Below are 14,967 nucleotides of genomic sequence, written 5' to 3' on the forward strand. Positions count from 1 at the left end.
TTTTTTATGCGTATTGGCCACGGCTATGATGTGCACCGTTTCGCTGAAGGCGATTTCATTACTCTGGGCGGCGTGCGGATTGCACACGGCTTCGGGCTGCTCGCTCATTCCGACGGTGACGTCCTGCTGCACGCCTTGAGCGATGCCTTGCTGGGCGCTGCCGCGTTGGGCGACATCGGCAAGCATTTCCCGGACACCGACCCGACATTCAAGGGCGCCGACAGCCGCGTGCTGTTGCGCCATGTCGTTGCACTGATCCACGCCAAGGGCTGGAAAGTCGGGAACGTCGATAACACCATCGTCGCCCAGGCGCCGAAAATGGCCCCGCATATCGAATCGATGCGCGCGCTGATTGCCGCGGATCTTCAAGTTGAGTTGGATCAAGTGAACGTAAAAGCCACCACCACCGAAAAGCTCGGCTTCGTCGGTCGCGAAGAAGGCATCGCCGTGCATTCCGTTGCCTTGTTGCTGCGCGCATGAACGACCTGCAATTGCTCGGTCCGCGGGCCTACGGTGAAGCCCTCGGCAGCGCCGTACTGAAAGCGACGGCGGAAGATTTTCAGGTCGATGAAGTCCTCGATATCCCCCTCAGTGGCGACGGCGAGCACCTGTGGATCTGGGTCGAGAAGCGCGGGCTGAATACCGAGGAAGCGGCACGGCGGATCGCCAAGGCAGCGGGTGTGCCCTTGCGCACCGTCAGCTATGCGGGCCTCAAGGATCGTCAGGCGCTGACGCGTCAGTGGTTCAGCGTACAGCTGCCGGGCAAGGCCGATCCGGATTTGTCGCCGGCAGAAAACGACACGTTGAAAATCCTCAAGACCGGCCGGCACAAACGCAAGCTGCAACGCGGTGCCCACTCGGCCAACGGCTTCACCTTGCGCCTGACGCAGTTCACGGGCGACAAGGCGGCGATCGAAGAGCGTCTGCAGCTGATCGCCAAACAAGGTATTCCCAATTATTTCGGCGCCCAGCGCTTCGGGTTTGACGGCGGCAACGTGGTCGATGCCCGCGCCTGGGCCGCGCGCAAGGCGTTGCCGGAGCAGCGCAACGTGCGTTCGCGCCTGCTTTCGACGGCCCGTAGTTTTTTGTTTAACCAAGTGTTGGCGGCGCGTGTCGCCGATGGCACCTGGCAGCGCGCCCAGGTCGGCGATTTGCTGGCGTTCACCGACAGCCGCAGCTTCTTTCCCGCAGGCGTTGCCGAGTGCAGCGACCCGCGCCTGGCGATTCTCGACCTGCACCCGACCGGTCCGCAGTGGGGCGAAGGTGACTCGCCGGCCTCGGGCGCTGTCCATGAACTGGAGCAGGCAATCGCCGCACGCGAGGCGGATCTTCGCGATTGGTTGATTAACGCCGGAATGAGCCACGAACGTCGCATCCTGCGGCTGCCCATTGGTGGGTTGACGTGGCATTATCCCGAGCCTGACATTCTGCAACTGGAATTCATCCTGCCGGCCGGATGCTTCGCCACCGTATTGGTGCGCGAACTCGTCGATCTGGTGCCGGTGGGGCAGACGGACAGCCCATGCGTATTCTGATTTCTAACGACGATGGGGTAGCCGCACCCGGTCTCGCCGCGCTTTATGCTGCGCTGGCGGATTACACCGAATGCGTGGTTATCGCCCCGGACCAGGACAAGAGCGGCGCCAGCAGTTCGCTGACGCTCGACCGTCCGTTGCACCCGCAAACCCTGGCCAACGGCTTTATCAGCCTTAACGGCACGCCCACCGATTGCGTACACCTGGGGCTCAACGGTTTGCTGGAGCAAGCCCCGGACATGGTGGTTTCCGGGATCAACCTGGGCGCCAATCTGGGGGACGACGTGCTGTATTCCGGCACCGTAGCCGCAGCCCTGGAAGGACGCTTCCTGGAACGTCCTTCGTTCGCCTTTTCGTTGGTCTCACGGCAAGTGGAGAACCTTTCCACCGCCGCTTATTTTGCGCGCAAACTGGTAGAGGCTCACGCGGACCTCGAACTGCCACCGCGCACGGTGCTGAACGTGAACATTCCCAATTTGCCGCTGGACCACATCCGCGGAATCCAACTGACTCGCCTTGGCCATCGCGCACGCGCTGCAGCACCGTTGAAGGTGGTCGATCCGCGGGGCAAATCCGGTTACTGGATCGCCGCGGCGGGGGACGCCGAAGATGGCGGCCCGGGCACCGACTTCCACGCGGTCATGCAAGGCTATGTTTCAATCACTCCACTGCAACTGGATCGCACCTTCAATGATGCCTTCAGAAGCCTGGATGGCTGGCTGGAGGGGCTGCGCTGATGGCTCGTGAACAAGACCCTATGCATCGCGGCATCGGGATGACCTCGCAACGCACCCGTGAACGCCTGATTCAGCGTTTGTATGAAGAAGGCATCTCCAACGCCAAGGTGCTGGAGGTGATTCGCCGTACACCGCGTCACCTGTTCGTCGACGAGGCGCTGGCCCACCGTGCCTATGAAGACACGGCGTTGCCGATCGGGAACAACCAGACCATCTCCCAGCCTTACATGGTCGCGCGCATGAGCGAGCTGCTGCTGGAGGCAGGTCCTCTGGACAAGGTCATGGAGATAGGCACGGGGTCGGGTTATCAGACCGCGATCCTGTCGCAACTGGTTGAACGGGTGTTTTCGGTCGAGCGCATCAAGGTGCTGCAGGACCGGGCCAAGGAGCGTCTGGTCGAGCTCAACTTGCGCAACGTGGTGTTTCGCTGGGGCGATGGCTGGGAGGGCTGGCCGGCGCTGGCGCCGTACAACGGTATTATTGTTACCGCAGTGGCGACCGAAGTGCCTCAGGCGTTGCTCGATCAGTTGGCGCCGGGGGGGCGATTGGTGATCCCGGTCGGGTCCGGTGAGGTTCAACAATTGATGTTGATCATTCGCGAAGATCAGGGTTTTTCCAGACGCGTTCTCGGCTCTGTGCGCTTCGTTCCATTGCTCAACGGGCCTCTGGCCTGAGCATTTGTTTCGGCGCGCTGAATTCTCTTCGATTGCCCCTGTCTTACAGCGGCAACGATCCATTAACGGGATTTATCGTCAGGTAGCAAACGTGTGCCTGCGTCATTAAAGGTAAAGCCTGCACGGCCCGTTATACTTGCGACATTTCGTGCCGTAACACGGCAATCCACATTTTCAGCCACCACAAAGGGAGCGGCGGGTGAGTCTCACAGTCATTGCGCACCGAATGGGTATAACGAGCTTTCAGCGCCTGGTGACTGGCCTCGTCTTGAGCACCTTGCTGGTTGGTTGTTCCAGCAACAAGTCGAGCGACGTGCGCGTCATCGATCGCAACAATTCCGTCGCGCAGCGTCCGGCAGTGACGACGGGTCAATACGTCGTCCGCCCCAAGGACACTCTGTTCTCCATCGCCTTTCGCTACGGTTGGGACTACAAGGCGCTGGCTGCACGCAATAACATTCCTGCGCCTTATACGATCCATCCGGGGCAGACGATTCGCTTCGATGGTCGCACCGGTTCAACGCCGACCACCGTGGTCAGTTCGGCCAGTTCAACGCCTTCGTCGTCGAGTAGAACCACGGTCTTCCGACGTCCTGCCAACGGTGCGACTACCAGTACAGCGGTGGTTGTACCGTCCGTCGCGAACAAACCTGCAGCCGCTCCGATGCCCGCGGCGGGTCCCGCCCCGACCGGCTGGGGGTGGCCATCTAATGGCATTCTTATTGGTAAATTCTCTTCAAACGGGAGTTTGAATAAAGGAATTGATATCGCCGGGGATTTGGGACAGCCTGTTTTAGCTGCGTCTGATGGGACGGTGGTGTACGCCGGGAGTGGCTTAAGGGGCTACGGCGAATTAGTCATCATCAAACACAGCGATACCTACGTCAGTGCCTACGGACATAACCGCAGGCTGTTGGTTCAGGAGGGGCAGCAGGTCAAGGTCGGACAGACAATTGCCGAAATGGGGTCAACGGGTACAGACCGGGTGAAACTGCACTTTGAGATTCGCCGACAAGGTAAACCTGTAGATCCGCTGCAATTCCTGCCGCGGCGTTGATCGCTATCCAGCCTGTTCCGTCACGTAGAGGGGACAGGCTTCAGCGTTGCCAAGGATAAAGGCGCCGCTAGAGCTTGGGGTCGAACTCACCAAAGGACTATAACAATGGCTCTCAGTAAAGAAGTGCCGGAGTTTGACATCGACGATGAGGTTCTCCTTATGGAGACCGGCATCGACACGGATTCGATGTCGAATGATGAAGGGGCTGCTCCACCTTCCGTTCGTGCCAAATCCAAACACTCCGCCTCGTTAAAGCAACACAAGTACATTGATTACACGCGTGCGCTCGATGCCACGCAGTTGTATCTCAATGAGATTGGTTTTTCCCCTCTGTTATCTCCCGAAGAAGAAGTTCATTTTGCGCGATTGTCGCAAAGTGGAGATCCTGCCGGTCGCAAACGCATGATTGAAAGTAACCTGAGGCTGGTGGTGAAAATCGCCCGGCGTTACGTCAATCGTGGCCTGTCGCTGCTGGACTTGATCGAAGAGGGCAACCTCGGACTGATCCGGGCGGTAGAGAAGTTCGACCCTGAACGTGGCTTCCGCTTTTCGACCTACGCAACCTGGTGGATTCGTCAGACCATCGAGCGCGCAATCATGAATCAGACCCGGACCATCCGGTTGCCGATCCATGTGGTCAAGGAGCTTAACGTCTACCTGCGGGCTGCACGGGAACTGACGCAAAAGCTCGATCATGAACCCTCACCCGAAGAAATCGCCAACCTGCTGGAAAAACCAGTGGCAGAGGTCAAGCGCATGCTCGGCCTCAACGAGCGGGTATCTTCGGTCGACGTTTCGCTGGGCCCGGATTCGGACAAAACCCTGCTGGACACCCTTACCGATGACCGCCCAACCGATCCATGCGAACTGTTGCAGGATGACGACCTGTCCCAGAGCATCGATCAATGGCTCTCGGAACTGACCGACAAGCAACGCGAGGTGGTCATCCGCCGCTTCGGCCTGCGCGGGCACGAGAGCAGTACGCTTGAAGATGTAGGCCTGGAAATTGGCCTGACCCGGGAGCGGGTCAGACAGATTCAGGTTGAAGGCCTGAAACGTCTTCGAGAGATTCTCGAGAAGAATGGCCTGTCGAGCGAGTCGCTGTTCCAATAATAAGTAGTTGCCAGGCATGCAACAAAAGCCCCGACTGGTTCGGGGCTTTTTGTTATCTACCAGACGGGTTTTGCCCGGTCTGCGACATCACCTCAGCTTTGTAGTCTCGTGCTGTAAGTCTTTGCTTACCCTGTTGTAAGTGTTCGTTATTTTTACAGTGTGGCAGTCTTCCATTCTCCGCCCACGGATTTCTTATCCGGTTGATTCATAGACTTATTTTATTAAGTTACGAGCATATGACAGCGCATTCTGGCGTTTGTGGCCGCTTGCTCCCGGCCGGGAACGCTCTAGTATTCAGGTTGTGTCAACGGACAGACACGCCCTTCAAGGATGAGGGGAAAGGACATCGCAGGACGCGATTCATCAGGACGATGAAAAGGAACACAGGGACTAGGGAAAAAAATGTGGGCGGGTCAAACCGCCCCTTTTTTTGCCTGCAGAAAAGCAAAAAGGCCCGCAAGGGGCCTTTTCGAGAACGCGGGAGCAATCAGCGTTCGAGGTCTTTGATCTTGCCTTTGACGCCATCCCACTCTTCGGCGTCGGGCATCGATTCTTTCTTCTCGGTGATGTTGGGCCAGATTTCGGCCAGCTCAACGTTCAGCTGAATGAACTGCTGCATATCTTCCGGGACTTCATCTTCGGAGAAGATGGCCACGGCAGGGCATTCAGGTTCGCACAGTGCGCAGTCGATGCACTCATCCGGGTGAATCACCAGGAAGTTCGGGCCTTCGTAAAAGCAGTCCACCGGACAGACTTCTACGCAGTCGGTGTACTTGCACTTGATGCAGTTGTCGGTGACGACGAAGGTCATTTCTAGATTTCTCCTCAGGCGGCGGCAGCGGAGCCCCTTCACGTTGGGGTCGCCAGGTTCGGGAGCGATAGTCTGCTGGCCAGGCTATTAGCCAGCAGCATCCCAAACCGCGCGAGATTCTAACAGCTTGCAGGCAAGTGCGTTAGACCCGTGTCTTTAGTGCATAGAGCATTTCGAGTGCACGACGCGGGGTCATGTCATCCAGGTCGAGTTTGGCCAGTTCGTCCAGCACCGGATGCGGCAGGCTGGCGAACATGTCGCTCTGCTGCGGCACGGCCGGTTTGCCCTTGGCGGGCTTCGGCGTTTCGTGAGGCAGGGCAGTGGCCTCCAGTCGGCCCAGATGCTCGCGAGCCCGCACGATCACTTCGCTCGGCACACCGGCCAATTGCGCAACCGCCAGGCCGTAGCTTTGGCTGGCAGGCCCCGGCAGCACGTGATGCAGGAACACGATTCGCTCGTTGTGCTCGGTGGCATTGAGGTGCACGTTGGCCACCAGCGGCTGGGCTTCCGGCAACACTGTCAGCTCGAAATAGTGGGTGGCGAACAGCGTGTAGGCACGCAGGTGCGCCAGGCGTTCGGCGGCGGCCCAGGCCAGGGACAGGCCGTCGAAGGTGCTGGTGCCGCGACCGACTTCGTCCATCAGCACCAGGCTGCGCTCGGTGGCATTGTGCAGGATGTTGGCGGTTTCGCTCATCTCGACCATGAAGGTCGAACGGCCGCCCGCCAGGTCATCGCTGGAACCGATCCGGGTAAAGATCCGGTCCACCAGCGACAATTCGCAGCTGGCTGCCGGCACGAAGCTGCCAATGTGCGCCAGCAGCACAATCAAGGCGGTCTGGCGCATGTAGGTGGATTTACCGCCCATGTTCGGGCCGGTGATCACCAGCATGCGCGTATTGTCGTCGAGGCTCAGGTCGTTGGCCACGAACGGCGTGGTCAACACTTGCTCGACCACCGGGTGACGACCCTGGCTGATGCGCATGCAGGGCTCGTCGACGAAACGCGGGCAGTTCAGGTCCAGGTTCAGTGCACGCTCGGCCAGGTTGCTCAGCACGTCCAGCTCGGCCAGGGCGGCGGCGGTGTCTTGCAGAGGCGGCAGTTGGGCGATCAGGTCTTCGAGCAGTGCTTCGTAGAGCATCTTCTCGCGGGCCAGGGCGCGGCTCTTGGCCGACAGGGCCTTGTCTTCGAACGCCTTCAGTTCCGGGGTGATGAAGCGCTCGGCACCTTTGAGCGTCTGACGGCGGATGTAATCCGCGGGCGCCGATTCGGCCTGTTTGCTCGGCAATTCGATGAAGTAACCGTGGACACGGTTGTAGCCGACCTTCAGGTGTGACAGGCCGGTGCGGGCCTTTTCGCGCGCTTCGAGATCGATCAGGAACTGCCCGGCGTTTTCGCTGAGCGATTGCAGGTCGTCGAGTTCGCTGTCGTAGCCGGTTTTCAACACGCCGCCGTCTCGAATGACCGCGGGCGGGTTGTCGACGATGGCTTTTGCCAGCAGGGCCGCCAGTTCCGGATAGGTGCTGGTGGTCCCGGCCAGTTGAATGATGTGTGGCGCTTCAAGTTCGCTCATCGCCACTTGCAGTGCTGGCAGTGCACCGAGTGCGTCGCGCAGGCGAGCCAGGTCGCGAGGACGGGCATTGCGCAGACCGATCCGCGCCAGGATCCGCTCGATGTCCCCGATTTCCTTGAGCTGCGGTTGCAGTTTCTCGAAGCGGTAGCCGTCGAGCAGGCAGGTGATCGACGTCTGGCGCGCCAGCAATACCGTCAGATCGCGCAGCGGGCGGTTCAGCCAGCGGGTCAGCAAGCGGCTGCCCATGGCGGTCTGGCAACGGTCGACTACCGATTGCAGGGTGTTATCGCGACCGCCGGCCAGGTTGGTGTCCAGTTCCAGGTTGCGCCGGCTCGCGCCGTCCAGCACGACGGTGTCGTCCAGGCGCTCATGACGCAGGCTGCGCAAGTGGGGCAGGGCAGTGCGCTGGGTTTCCTTGGCATAGCTGAGCAAGCAGCCGGCAGCGCCGATGGCCAGCGTCAGGTTTTCGCAGCCGAAACCTTTCAGGTCCTGGGTCGAGAATTGTTGGCAGAGGCTTTTCAGCGCCGAGTCACGCTCGAAATCCCACGGCGCACGGCGACGAACCCCGCGACGTTTCTCCGCAGGCAAATCTTTCGGCCAGTCGTCCGGGATCATCAGCTCCACCGGATTGACCCGCTCCAGTTCGGCGAGCAGGTTTTCCCAACCCTTGATTTCCAGCACCGTGAAATTGCCGCTGGTGATATCCAGCACGGCCAGACCGAACAGGCGCTCGTCACCCAGCACCGCAGCGATCAGGTTGTCCCGACGCTCATCCAGCAGCGCCTCGTCACTCACCGTGCCCGGGGTGATGATCCGCACCACCTGGCGATCCACCGGTCCTTTACTGGTAGCCGGGTCGCCGACCTGCTCGCAAATCACCACCGACTCGCCGAGCTTAACCAGTTTCGCCAGATAACCTTCCGCGGCGTGGTAAGGAATCCCACACATCGGAATCGCCTGACCGGCCGACTGCCCACGGGCGGTCAGGGTAATGTCCAGCAATTTGGCGGCCTTCTTCGCGTCTTCATAGAAGATCTCGTAGAAGTCGCCCATGCGGTAGAACATCAGCTGGTCGGGGTGCTGGTTTTTCAGGCGCCAGTACTGCTGCATCATTGGCGTGTGGGAGGACAGATCGGAGAGCGCTTTATTCATCGGATAATCAGGCAAATTCGTTGAAAGGTGTAGGGCAAAGGAGGGGCGACGGCCCGGCTTTTCCGCGATGGGCGCAAGGTTAACATGGGCGGTCCACCCGACGCAGGCATGAAAGCCCGACAAAAATAGCGCCCAGATCATTAAGCCCCGCCAATGGATGGCCGAGAGCGAGCCGGCGTCATCTTTGGCCGTTAACATCTTGATTGATGCCGTGCCTTGCAAGCGCGATCCGCTCGTGTACGGTAGTCCCATTCAGCCTTTCAGGAGAGGACCGTGAAAGAAATCACCCAACTGGCCGCTGAACTTGGCAGGCGCCTGCAGGTTCTCAATACCCACGTCACGGCCGCCGAGTCCTGTACCGGTGGCGGGATTTGCGAGGCCATTACCCGCATTCCCGGCAGCTCGGCGTGGTTCGAGGCGGGTTATGTCACTTACTCCAACCGCCAGAAAATCGAGCAATTGAATGTCCCTGCGCAGTTGTTTGCGACGGTTGGGGCGGTCAGTCGCGAGGTGGTCGAGGCGATGGTGCGGGGCGCGCAGGAAAAAAGCCGCGCGCATTTTGCCGTGGCGGTCAGTGGCGTCGCCGGGCCCGATGGCGGGTCGCCCAGCAAGCCGGTGGGCACGGTGTGGCTGGCATGGGGCGTCGGCGAGCGGGTATTCAGCGAGGTGCAGCACTTCCCCGGCAACCGCGACGAAGTTCGCCGACAAACGGTGAAGGCCGCGCTAGAGGGGCTACTGCGCCATGCAGCTGGAGAAATCTCAAATCAGGGGTAGGCGATCCTCAAGCGCTGTGGAATAATACTGGCTACTTATACAGGTGTTGGCCGTCAGGCCTTATTGATTACGTGAGGACTTTAATGGACGACAACAAGAAGAAAGCCTTGGCTGCGGCCCTGGGTCAGATCGAACGTCAATTCGGCAAGGGTGCCGTAATGCGTATGGGCGATCAGGACCGTCAGGCGATCCCGGCTATCTCCACTGGCTCTCTGGGGCTGGACATCGCGCTCGGCATTGGCGGTCTGCCAAAAGGCCGTATCGTTGAAATCTACGGCCCTGAATCCTCGGGTAAAACCACGCTGACACTGTCGGTGATCGCCCAGGCTCAAAAAGCCGGCGCGACCTGCGCATTCGTCGACGCCGAACACGCCCTCGACCCTGAATATGCCGGCAAGCTGGGCGTCAACGTCGACGACCTGCTGGTTTCCCAGCCGGACACCGGCGAGCAGGCCCTGGAAATCACCGACATGCTGGTGCGTTCCAACGCGGTTGACGTGATCATCGTCGACTCCGTGGCGGCATTGGTGCCAAAGGCTGAAATCGAAGGCGAAATGGGTGACATGCACGTGGGCCTGCAAGCCCGTCTGATGTCCCAGGCTCTGCGTAAAATCACCGGTAACATCAAGAACGCCAACTGCCTGGTTATCTTCATCAACCAGATCCGCATGAAAATCGGTGTGATGTTCGGCAGTCCGGAAACCACTACCGGTGGTAACGCGCTGAAGTTCTACGCCTCGGTTCGTCTGGACATCCGTCGCACTGGCGCGGTGAAAGAAGGTGATGAAGTCGTTGGTAGCGAGACCCGCGTCAAGGTCGTGAAGAACAAGGTGGCTTCGCCGTTCCGTCAGGCCGAGTTCCAGATTCTCTATGGCAAGGGCATCTACCTCAACGGTGAGATGATCGACCTGGGTGTGCTGCACGGTTTCGTCGAGAAGTCCGGTGCCTGGTATGCGTACAACGGCACCAAGATCGGTCAGGGCAAAGCCAACTCGGCCAAGTACCTGGCAGAAAACCCGGACATCGCCGCGACCCTCGAGAAGCAATTGCGCGACAAATTGCTGTCTCCAGCACCGGACGTCAAAGCTTCGCCGGCCAAAGAGAAAGCGGATGACCTGGTAGAAGTGGACGTCTGATTGATCCGATGACTGCTGTACTCGATACACTCGTCGCAGTGCGGCGAACCGCAATGGACCTGCTCGCGCGACGCGAGCATGGTCGAGTCGAGCTGACGCGTAAACTGCGTCAGCGCGGCGCTCTTCCTGAAATGATCGACACCGCACTCGACCGCTTGACGGAAGAGGGCCTGTTGTCCGAATCCCGTTACCTGGAAAGTTTCGTTTCCTACCGTTCCCGTTCCGGTTATGGCCCTTTGCGTATTCGCGAAGAGTTGAGCCAGCGCGGACTGCAACGTACTGACATCGAACTTGCGTTACGCGAGAGCGGTATCAACTGGCAGGAACAACTGGAAGATACCTGGCGGCGCAAATTCTCCGGACATTTACCCATAGACGCCAGGGAGCGCGCCAAACAAGGCCGGTTCCTGAGTTATCGGGGATATTCCATGGAGATGATCAGCCGCTTGTTCAGCGGCCGAGGGATGGACGATTGAATGAAACGGCTCGCTATTTCGATAGCGGGCCGTTTTTTTGGCTCACGTAACTTTTGACGGTTCCCGCGTGCGCTGTTGCGCCTGGGGTTTTGACTGCGCCCAGTTTTCCGGCAGGTTGATGTAGTCCACCAGTTCCCGCAGGCGTCCATGATCACGGGCATTGAACGTGAAGGCCAGTCGCGCCAGGTGGCTGAACTGCGGTTCGTCGTGCTCCTCGCCGCTGTAGGCATGCTGGTGGAAGTGATCGCTCAGGCACAGGTCGGCGAATGCGCCTTGCATGTGTTCGAGCGCGTCGTCGCTGAGCTTGTGGTTCATGCGGATCACGAACTGATGCTTGAGCCAGCGGCTTGAGTGGAAGTTGCGGTAGAACTGATTGATCTGCTCCACCGCCTCTTCGGCGCTATAGACCAGGCTCAACAGCTTCATGTCGGTGGGCAGGATGTAGCGATTCTCCTCCAGTTGCTGGTGAATGAAGTCCAGTGCGCCTTGCCAGAACTTGCCGCCCGGCGCATCCAGCAGCACCACCGGTACCAGCGGGCTCTTGCCGGTCTGGATCAGGGTCAGTACTTCCAGCGCTTCATCCAGCGTACCGAAACCGCCGGGGCACAGGACCAGCGCATCGGCTTCCTTGACGAAGAACAGTTTGCGGGTGAAGAAGAAGTGGAAGGGCAGCAGGTTGGTCGTGCCATTGACGGTGGGGTTGGCATGCTGCTCGAAGGGCAGGGTGATGTTGAACCCCAGGCTATGTTCCAGGCCGGCACCTTCGTGGGCCGCCGCCATGATGCCGCCACCGGCGCCGGTGATGACCATCAGGTCCGAGCGCGCCAGCGCCGCGCCGAGCTCTCGGGCCAAGCCATACAGCGGATGTTCTATCGGCGTTCGGGCCGAGCCGAAAACCGTGACTTTGCGTCGTCCCTTGAACTGTTCCAGCACCCGGAAGGCATGTTCCAGTTCGCGCAAGGCTTGCAGGGTTATCTTGGCATTCCAGCGGTTGTGATCTTCCTGGGCCATGCGTAGCACGGTCAGGATCATGTCGCGGTAAATGGGGATGTTCGGGCTGTTGGGTGAAACCAGGTTGAGTTGTTCTTCGACCTTGCTGGTGAGGTCGTGGCCGCTTTCTTCAAAATGACGGCTCAGGAGGTCATTCGGTTGGTAAGGCATTCAGCTTCTCCTTCTGCACACTATGACTCTAGACCCTCGCGAGGATTTGCGCTGACTTGATCATTGCGCCGCAAAGTCTTTCCTGGCAACCGCTTATTGACGGTTTGCAAGGTGATTTCACCGCTCGTCTGAACGGAAAGCTGACTGTGCATCACTCTGATTTACTAAAAGACAGGTGTGACATGACAACTTTGCGTCAATGGCTGGACGCACGACACAAGCGGTTGAAGGATTTTATCGCTCACGCAGGGCGAGGCGCAGGGAGCCGGAAGCAATGACGAGAGTCATTCTGGAAATCGAAATCGATACGCAACTGTATCGATTGCTGAAGTCATCGGCCGAGAATCACCATTTGAGTCTCGAGGAGGAGTGTTGCCGGCGTCTTGAGGCTGCCGAGCGACGCTCTTGCTACTTGCAGGCGCTGTTGGCAGAACTGCGCGCCGAGGATGAGCAGCGGCGCGCCAATTCCCAATGATTACTTTTTCTTCGCGGGTGCAGCTTTCGGGCAATCCGATTCCTGGAAGCGCTCGCTCGCGACCGGACGGTTGGTCTTCACCTCGGTGAACTCGTAACGCATGATTGCGCCCTTGGCCATCAGCTTGCGAAAGCCCGGGTTGTTGCAGACGGTGGAGCCGAGCTGGAAATACACCGCTTTCGGGTCGGCGCGCATTTTGTCGGCGTGGCTGCTCTGGACGCTGAGGTGGTTGATCAACTCTTTACCTTCAACGGTATAGCCCTGATCGAGAATGTCTTCGTTGATCGCTCGTGGAGTGCCGACGCTGCTTTGAGCGGCAACGTTTTGCAGCATTTTGCTCAGTTCCATGTCTTTCAAGGAAGCAGCCTGAGCGTTGAAGGACGACGCCAGCAAAATGGCGGCGGTAGGAACGATAAGGCGCAGCATGAAACTCTCCTGGTTCAGTGACTGGTGGTTCGACCAGCCACATGACTGTGCGTTCAGTGGCGGCGAATTATAGGGGAGGTGGCCTGGACGGTACAGGCTTGCGCCGGCCGGTCTGATAAACTGCGGGCACTTCCTGTCTTGCCGAGTATTTTCGTGTCGATTTCCTACCCCTTCCGGTGTTGCCTGCGATGAGCCATGCACTCAAGCCTTTTGCGTTGAATGCTGTCGCGCGCCTGCGCGACCAGCGCGAAGATGAAGGCATCAGGCCGATCCAGGCTCGTGGCTGGCGAGCCCCGCGTTGCCGTGCCTGCCGTGTGATCGAGAGCCACTGCCTGTGTGCCTGGCGTCCGCAGGTCGAGACTCGCTCCGGGGTGTGCCTGATCATGACCGGCAAGGAAGTGTTCAAGCCCAGTAATACCGGGTGGCTGATCGCCGATGTGGTGCGGGACAACCATGCGTTCATTTGGTCACGGACCGAAGTCGACCAGCAACTGTTGCAGCTGCTGTCCGATCCGCAATGGCAACCCTATCTGGTGTTCCCGGGCGAGTACGTCGAGCCTGAGCGAGTGACCCATGGTGTCAAGGCTGATAGCAGCCGGCGGCCGTTGTTCATCCTGCTGGATGCAACCTGGACCGAAGCCCGAAAGATTTTCCGCAAAAGCCCCTATTTCGATGCGCTTCCGATCCTGAGCCTGCTACCCGAAAAACTCTCCCGGTACCGGCTGCGACGCTCGACCCGCAGCGAGCACCTGTGCACGGCGGAAGTGGCGGCGCTGTGTCTCGATCTGGCGGGCGATGTCGAGGCTGCGTCGGCACTGGACGCTTATTTCGATGTGTTCAGTCAGCATTACCTCGATGCGAAACATCAGCTGGAGATGAACGTTGCGACACCGGCACACGCCGAGCTGATGCCCTTCGTGCAGAACGCGGCTGCGGTGACGTGCTGAGCGTCGTCCATACTGCAAGCGACTGGACGGGCTACGTCGCTTGACCACCCCGGCTTCGCTGGGCATGCTTGGCGCCGATCAGGGCGCGGCCAGGTTTGATACGCCGTTTTTCTTTGCGCGAATAGCTGCGTGAACAGCTATGTAATTGGCGTTGAACGTGCCCTGTCGATGCAGCTCCGTGGCTGCACCTCGTTTGAAAAACAGGATCATTTTAAAAATGGCCACATACGAAATCCTGATTGCCGATGACCATCCTCTTTTCCGTAGCGCCCTGCATCAAGCGTTGACCCTCGGCCTCGGTCCGGAGGTCCGGCTGGTGGAAGTGGCGAGCATTGCCGAACTTGAAACCCGTCTGGACGAAAAGGCCGATTGGGATCTGGTGCTGCTGGACCTGAATATGCCGGGGGCCTACGGATTTTCCGGGCTGGTGCTATTGCGGGGTCAGTATCCGCAGATTCCGGTGGTCATGGTCTCCGCCCAGGAAGAAGCATCGATCATGGTGAAGTCCCGTGAATTCGGGGCCAGCGGTTTCATTCCCAAGTCGAGCGACCTGAGCGTCATTCAAAAAGCGGTGCGAGCGGTACTCGATGGCGACGTCTTCTGGCCACCCCAGGCGTTCGAAGACGTGAGCGTTTCCGCTGAAGCCAAGGCTGCCAGCGCCGGACTTGCCAGTCTGACACCGCAGCAGTTTCGGGTGTTGACCATGGTCTGCGAAGGTTTGCTGAACAAGCAGATCGCCTACGAGCTGAGCGTCTCGGAAGCGACGATCAAGGCCCACGTCACGGCGATTTTCCGTAAGCTGAATGTGCGGACCCGGACCCAGGCGGCATTGCTTCTGCAACAACTCGAGTCAATTTCGAGCCACTAAAGCCTGACCGTTCACGCTTTTTTGACCGGGCTTGGTCTAGCTTTCCCACTTCTTT

Annotated in this window: 17 protein-coding genes; 12 read left to right on the forward strand and 5 right to left on the reverse strand. The window is 59.3% G+C overall.

The genetic code is table 11. From position 1 onward, the window contains the following. The first annotated feature begins 6 nt into the window (after positions 1-6). From ispF to rpoS, 6 genes are all read left to right on the forward strand, one after another. Complete coding sequence (gene ispF, locus ELQ88_RS08105; protein ID WP_010462780.1) at positions 7-480, forward strand: 2-C-methyl-D-erythritol 2,4-cyclodiphosphate synthase; 474 nt, start codon at positions 7-9, stop codon at positions 478-480. Beyond that, positions 477-1,535: a tRNA pseudouridine(13) synthase TruD gene (gene truD, locus ELQ88_RS08110; RefSeq protein WP_138964492.1), complete on the forward strand. Its 1,059-nt coding sequence runs from the start codon at positions 477-479 to the stop codon at positions 1,533-1,535. Before ispF ends, truD begins: the two co-directional genes overlap by 4 nt. Further along, on the forward strand, positions 1,523-2,272 hold the full coding sequence (surE, locus tag ELQ88_RS08115; protein WP_128872796.1) for a 5'/3'-nucleotidase SurE: 750 nt from the start codon (positions 1,523-1,525) through the stop codon (positions 2,270-2,272). The genes truD and surE overlap by 13 nt, the downstream gene beginning before the upstream one ends. 38 nt (positions 2,273-2,310) lie before the next feature. Beyond that, a complete protein-coding gene (locus ELQ88_RS08120; protein ID WP_178084743.1) occupies positions 2,311-2,946 on the forward strand; it encodes a protein-L-isoaspartate(D-aspartate) O-methyltransferase in 636 nt (211 codons plus the stop codon). A 199-nt stretch (positions 2,947-3,145) separates the two neighbouring features. Next, positions 3,146-4,003, forward strand: a complete 858-nt coding sequence (locus ELQ88_RS08125) for a peptidoglycan DD-metalloendopeptidase family protein (protein WP_128872798.1) — start codon at positions 3,146-3,148, stop codon at positions 4,001-4,003. A gap of 105 nt (positions 4,004-4,108) precedes the next feature. Further along, positions 4,109-5,116 carry an RNA polymerase sigma factor RpoS gene (rpoS, locus tag ELQ88_RS08130; protein ID WP_138964496.1) on the forward strand — a complete coding sequence of 336 codons (1,008 nt, stop codon included), beginning with the start codon at positions 4,109-4,111 and terminating at the stop codon, positions 5,114-5,116. 487 nt (positions 5,117-5,603) lie between these two features. On the opposite strand, the gene fdxA is transcribed toward rpoS, so the two are convergent. Next, on the reverse strand, positions 5,604-5,927 hold the full coding sequence (gene fdxA, locus ELQ88_RS08135) for a ferredoxin FdxA (RefSeq protein WP_128872800.1): 324 nt from the start codon (positions 5,925-5,927) through the stop codon (positions 5,604-5,606). A 142-nt stretch (positions 5,928-6,069) separates the two neighbouring features. Then, entirely contained in the window at positions 6,070-8,649 is a 2,580-nt protein-coding gene (gene mutS / locus ELQ88_RS08140; RefSeq protein ID WP_138964498.1) for a DNA mismatch repair protein MutS, read from the reverse strand. Between the two features lie 273 nt (positions 8,650-8,922). Between mutS and ELQ88_RS08145 the strand changes: the two genes are divergently transcribed. From ELQ88_RS08145 to recX, 3 genes are all read left to right on the forward strand, one after another. Continuing rightward, complete coding sequence (locus ELQ88_RS08145; RefSeq protein WP_138964500.1) at positions 8,923-9,423, forward strand: CinA family protein; 501 nt, start codon at positions 8,923-8,925, stop codon at positions 9,421-9,423. A gap of 83 nt (positions 9,424-9,506) precedes the next feature. Then, a complete protein-coding gene (gene recA / locus ELQ88_RS08150) occupies positions 9,507-10,559 on the forward strand; it encodes a recombinase RecA (RefSeq protein WP_128872803.1) in 1,053 nt (350 codons plus the stop codon). An 8-nt stretch (positions 10,560-10,567) separates the two neighbouring features. Continuing rightward, complete coding sequence (gene recX / locus ELQ88_RS08155) at positions 10,568-11,035, forward strand: recombination regulator RecX (RefSeq protein ID WP_046046277.1); 468 nt, start codon at positions 10,568-10,570, stop codon at positions 11,033-11,035. 42 nt (positions 11,036-11,077) lie between these two features. On the opposite strand, the gene ELQ88_RS08160 is transcribed toward recX, so the two are convergent. Then, positions 11,078-12,196 carry a TIGR00730 family Rossman fold protein gene (locus ELQ88_RS08160; RefSeq protein ID WP_128872804.1) on the reverse strand — a complete coding sequence of 373 codons (1,119 nt, stop codon included), beginning with the start codon at positions 12,194-12,196 and terminating at the stop codon, positions 11,078-11,080. Between the two features lie 274 nt (positions 12,197-12,470). Here ELQ88_RS08160 and ELQ88_RS08165 point away from each other — a divergent pair, with 274 nt between their 5' ends. Continuing rightward, positions 12,471-12,671 carry a hypothetical protein gene (locus tag ELQ88_RS08165; protein ID WP_064676132.1) on the forward strand — a complete coding sequence of 67 codons (201 nt, stop codon included), beginning with the start codon at positions 12,471-12,473 and terminating at the stop codon, positions 12,669-12,671. On the opposite strand, the gene ELQ88_RS08170 is transcribed toward ELQ88_RS08165, so the two are convergent. Next, positions 12,672-13,097, reverse strand: a complete 426-nt coding sequence (locus ELQ88_RS08170; protein WP_128872805.1) for a quorum-sensing-regulated virulence factor family protein — start codon at positions 13,095-13,097, stop codon at positions 12,672-12,674. 188 nt (positions 13,098-13,285) lie between these two features. On the opposite strand from ELQ88_RS08170, the gene ELQ88_RS08175 reads away from it, so the two are divergent. Continuing rightward, positions 13,286-14,044: a tRNA-uridine aminocarboxypropyltransferase gene (locus ELQ88_RS08175; protein WP_138964502.1), complete on the forward strand. Its 759-nt coding sequence runs from the start codon at positions 13,286-13,288 to the stop codon at positions 14,042-14,044. Between the two features lie 78 nt (positions 14,045-14,122). Here ELQ88_RS08175 and ELQ88_RS34065 read toward each other — a convergent pair whose 3' ends face one another. Continuing rightward, on the reverse strand, positions 14,123-14,269 hold the full coding sequence (locus tag ELQ88_RS34065; RefSeq protein WP_161599949.1) for a hypothetical protein: 147 nt from the start codon (positions 14,267-14,269) through the stop codon (positions 14,123-14,125). Here ELQ88_RS34065 and erdR point away from each other — a divergent pair. Then, positions 14,262-14,912 (forward strand): response regulator transcription factor ErdR, encoded by a 651-nt coding sequence (erdR, locus tag ELQ88_RS08180; protein ID WP_128872807.1) that lies wholly within the window; start codon positions 14,262-14,264, stop codon positions 14,910-14,912. The genes ELQ88_RS34065 and erdR overlap by 8 nt on opposite strands. Positions 14,913-14,967 lie beyond the last annotated feature (55 nt).

The sequence above is a fragment of the Pseudomonas sp. MPC6 genome (assembly GCF_006094435.1).
Taxonomy (GTDB): Bacteria; Pseudomonadota; Gammaproteobacteria; order Pseudomonadales; family Pseudomonadaceae; genus Aquipseudomonas.

Coding starts and splice junctions, on each gene's coding strand:
- erdR (WP_128872807.1), top strand. CDS start 14,262: ATGGCCACATACGAAATCCTGATTGCCGATGACCATCCTCTTTTCCGT.
- recX (WP_046046277.1), top strand. CDS start 10,568: ATGACTGCTGTACTCGATACACTCGTCGCAGTGCGGCGAACCGCAATG.
- rpoS (WP_138964496.1), top strand. CDS start 4,109: ATGGCTCTCAGTAAAGAAGTGCCGGAGTTTGACATCGACGATGAGGTT.
- ispF (WP_010462780.1), top strand. CDS start 7: ATGCGTATTGGCCACGGCTATGATGTGCACCGTTTCGCTGAAGGCGAT.
- truD (WP_138964492.1), top strand. CDS start 477: ATGAACGACCTGCAATTGCTCGGTCCGCGGGCCTACGGTGAAGCCCTC.
- ELQ88_RS08175 (WP_138964502.1), top strand. CDS start 13,286: ATGAGCCATGCACTCAAGCCTTTTGCGTTGAATGCTGTCGCGCGCCTG.
- ELQ88_RS08160 (WP_128872804.1), bottom strand. CDS start 12,196: ATGCCTTACCAACCGAATGACCTCCTGAGCCGTCATTTTGAAGAAAGC.
- mutS (WP_138964498.1), bottom strand. CDS start 8,649: ATGAATAAAGCGCTCTCCGATCTGTCCTCCCACACGCCAATGATGCAG.
- ELQ88_RS08165 (WP_064676132.1), top strand. CDS start 12,471: ATGACGAGAGTCATTCTGGAAATCGAAATCGATACGCAACTGTATCGA.
- surE (WP_128872796.1), top strand. CDS start 1,523: ATGCGTATTCTGATTTCTAACGACGATGGGGTAGCCGCACCCGGTCTC.
- fdxA (WP_128872800.1), bottom strand. CDS start 5,927: ATGACCTTCGTCGTCACCGACAACTGCATCAAGTGCAAGTACACCGAC.
- recA (WP_128872803.1), top strand. CDS start 9,507: ATGGACGACAACAAGAAGAAAGCCTTGGCTGCGGCCCTGGGTCAGATC.
- ELQ88_RS08120 (WP_178084743.1), top strand. CDS start 2,311: ATGACCTCGCAACGCACCCGTGAACGCCTGATTCAGCGTTTGTATGAA.
- ELQ88_RS08170 (WP_128872805.1), bottom strand. CDS start 13,097: ATGCTGCGCCTTATCGTTCCTACCGCCGCCATTTTGCTGGCGTCGTCC.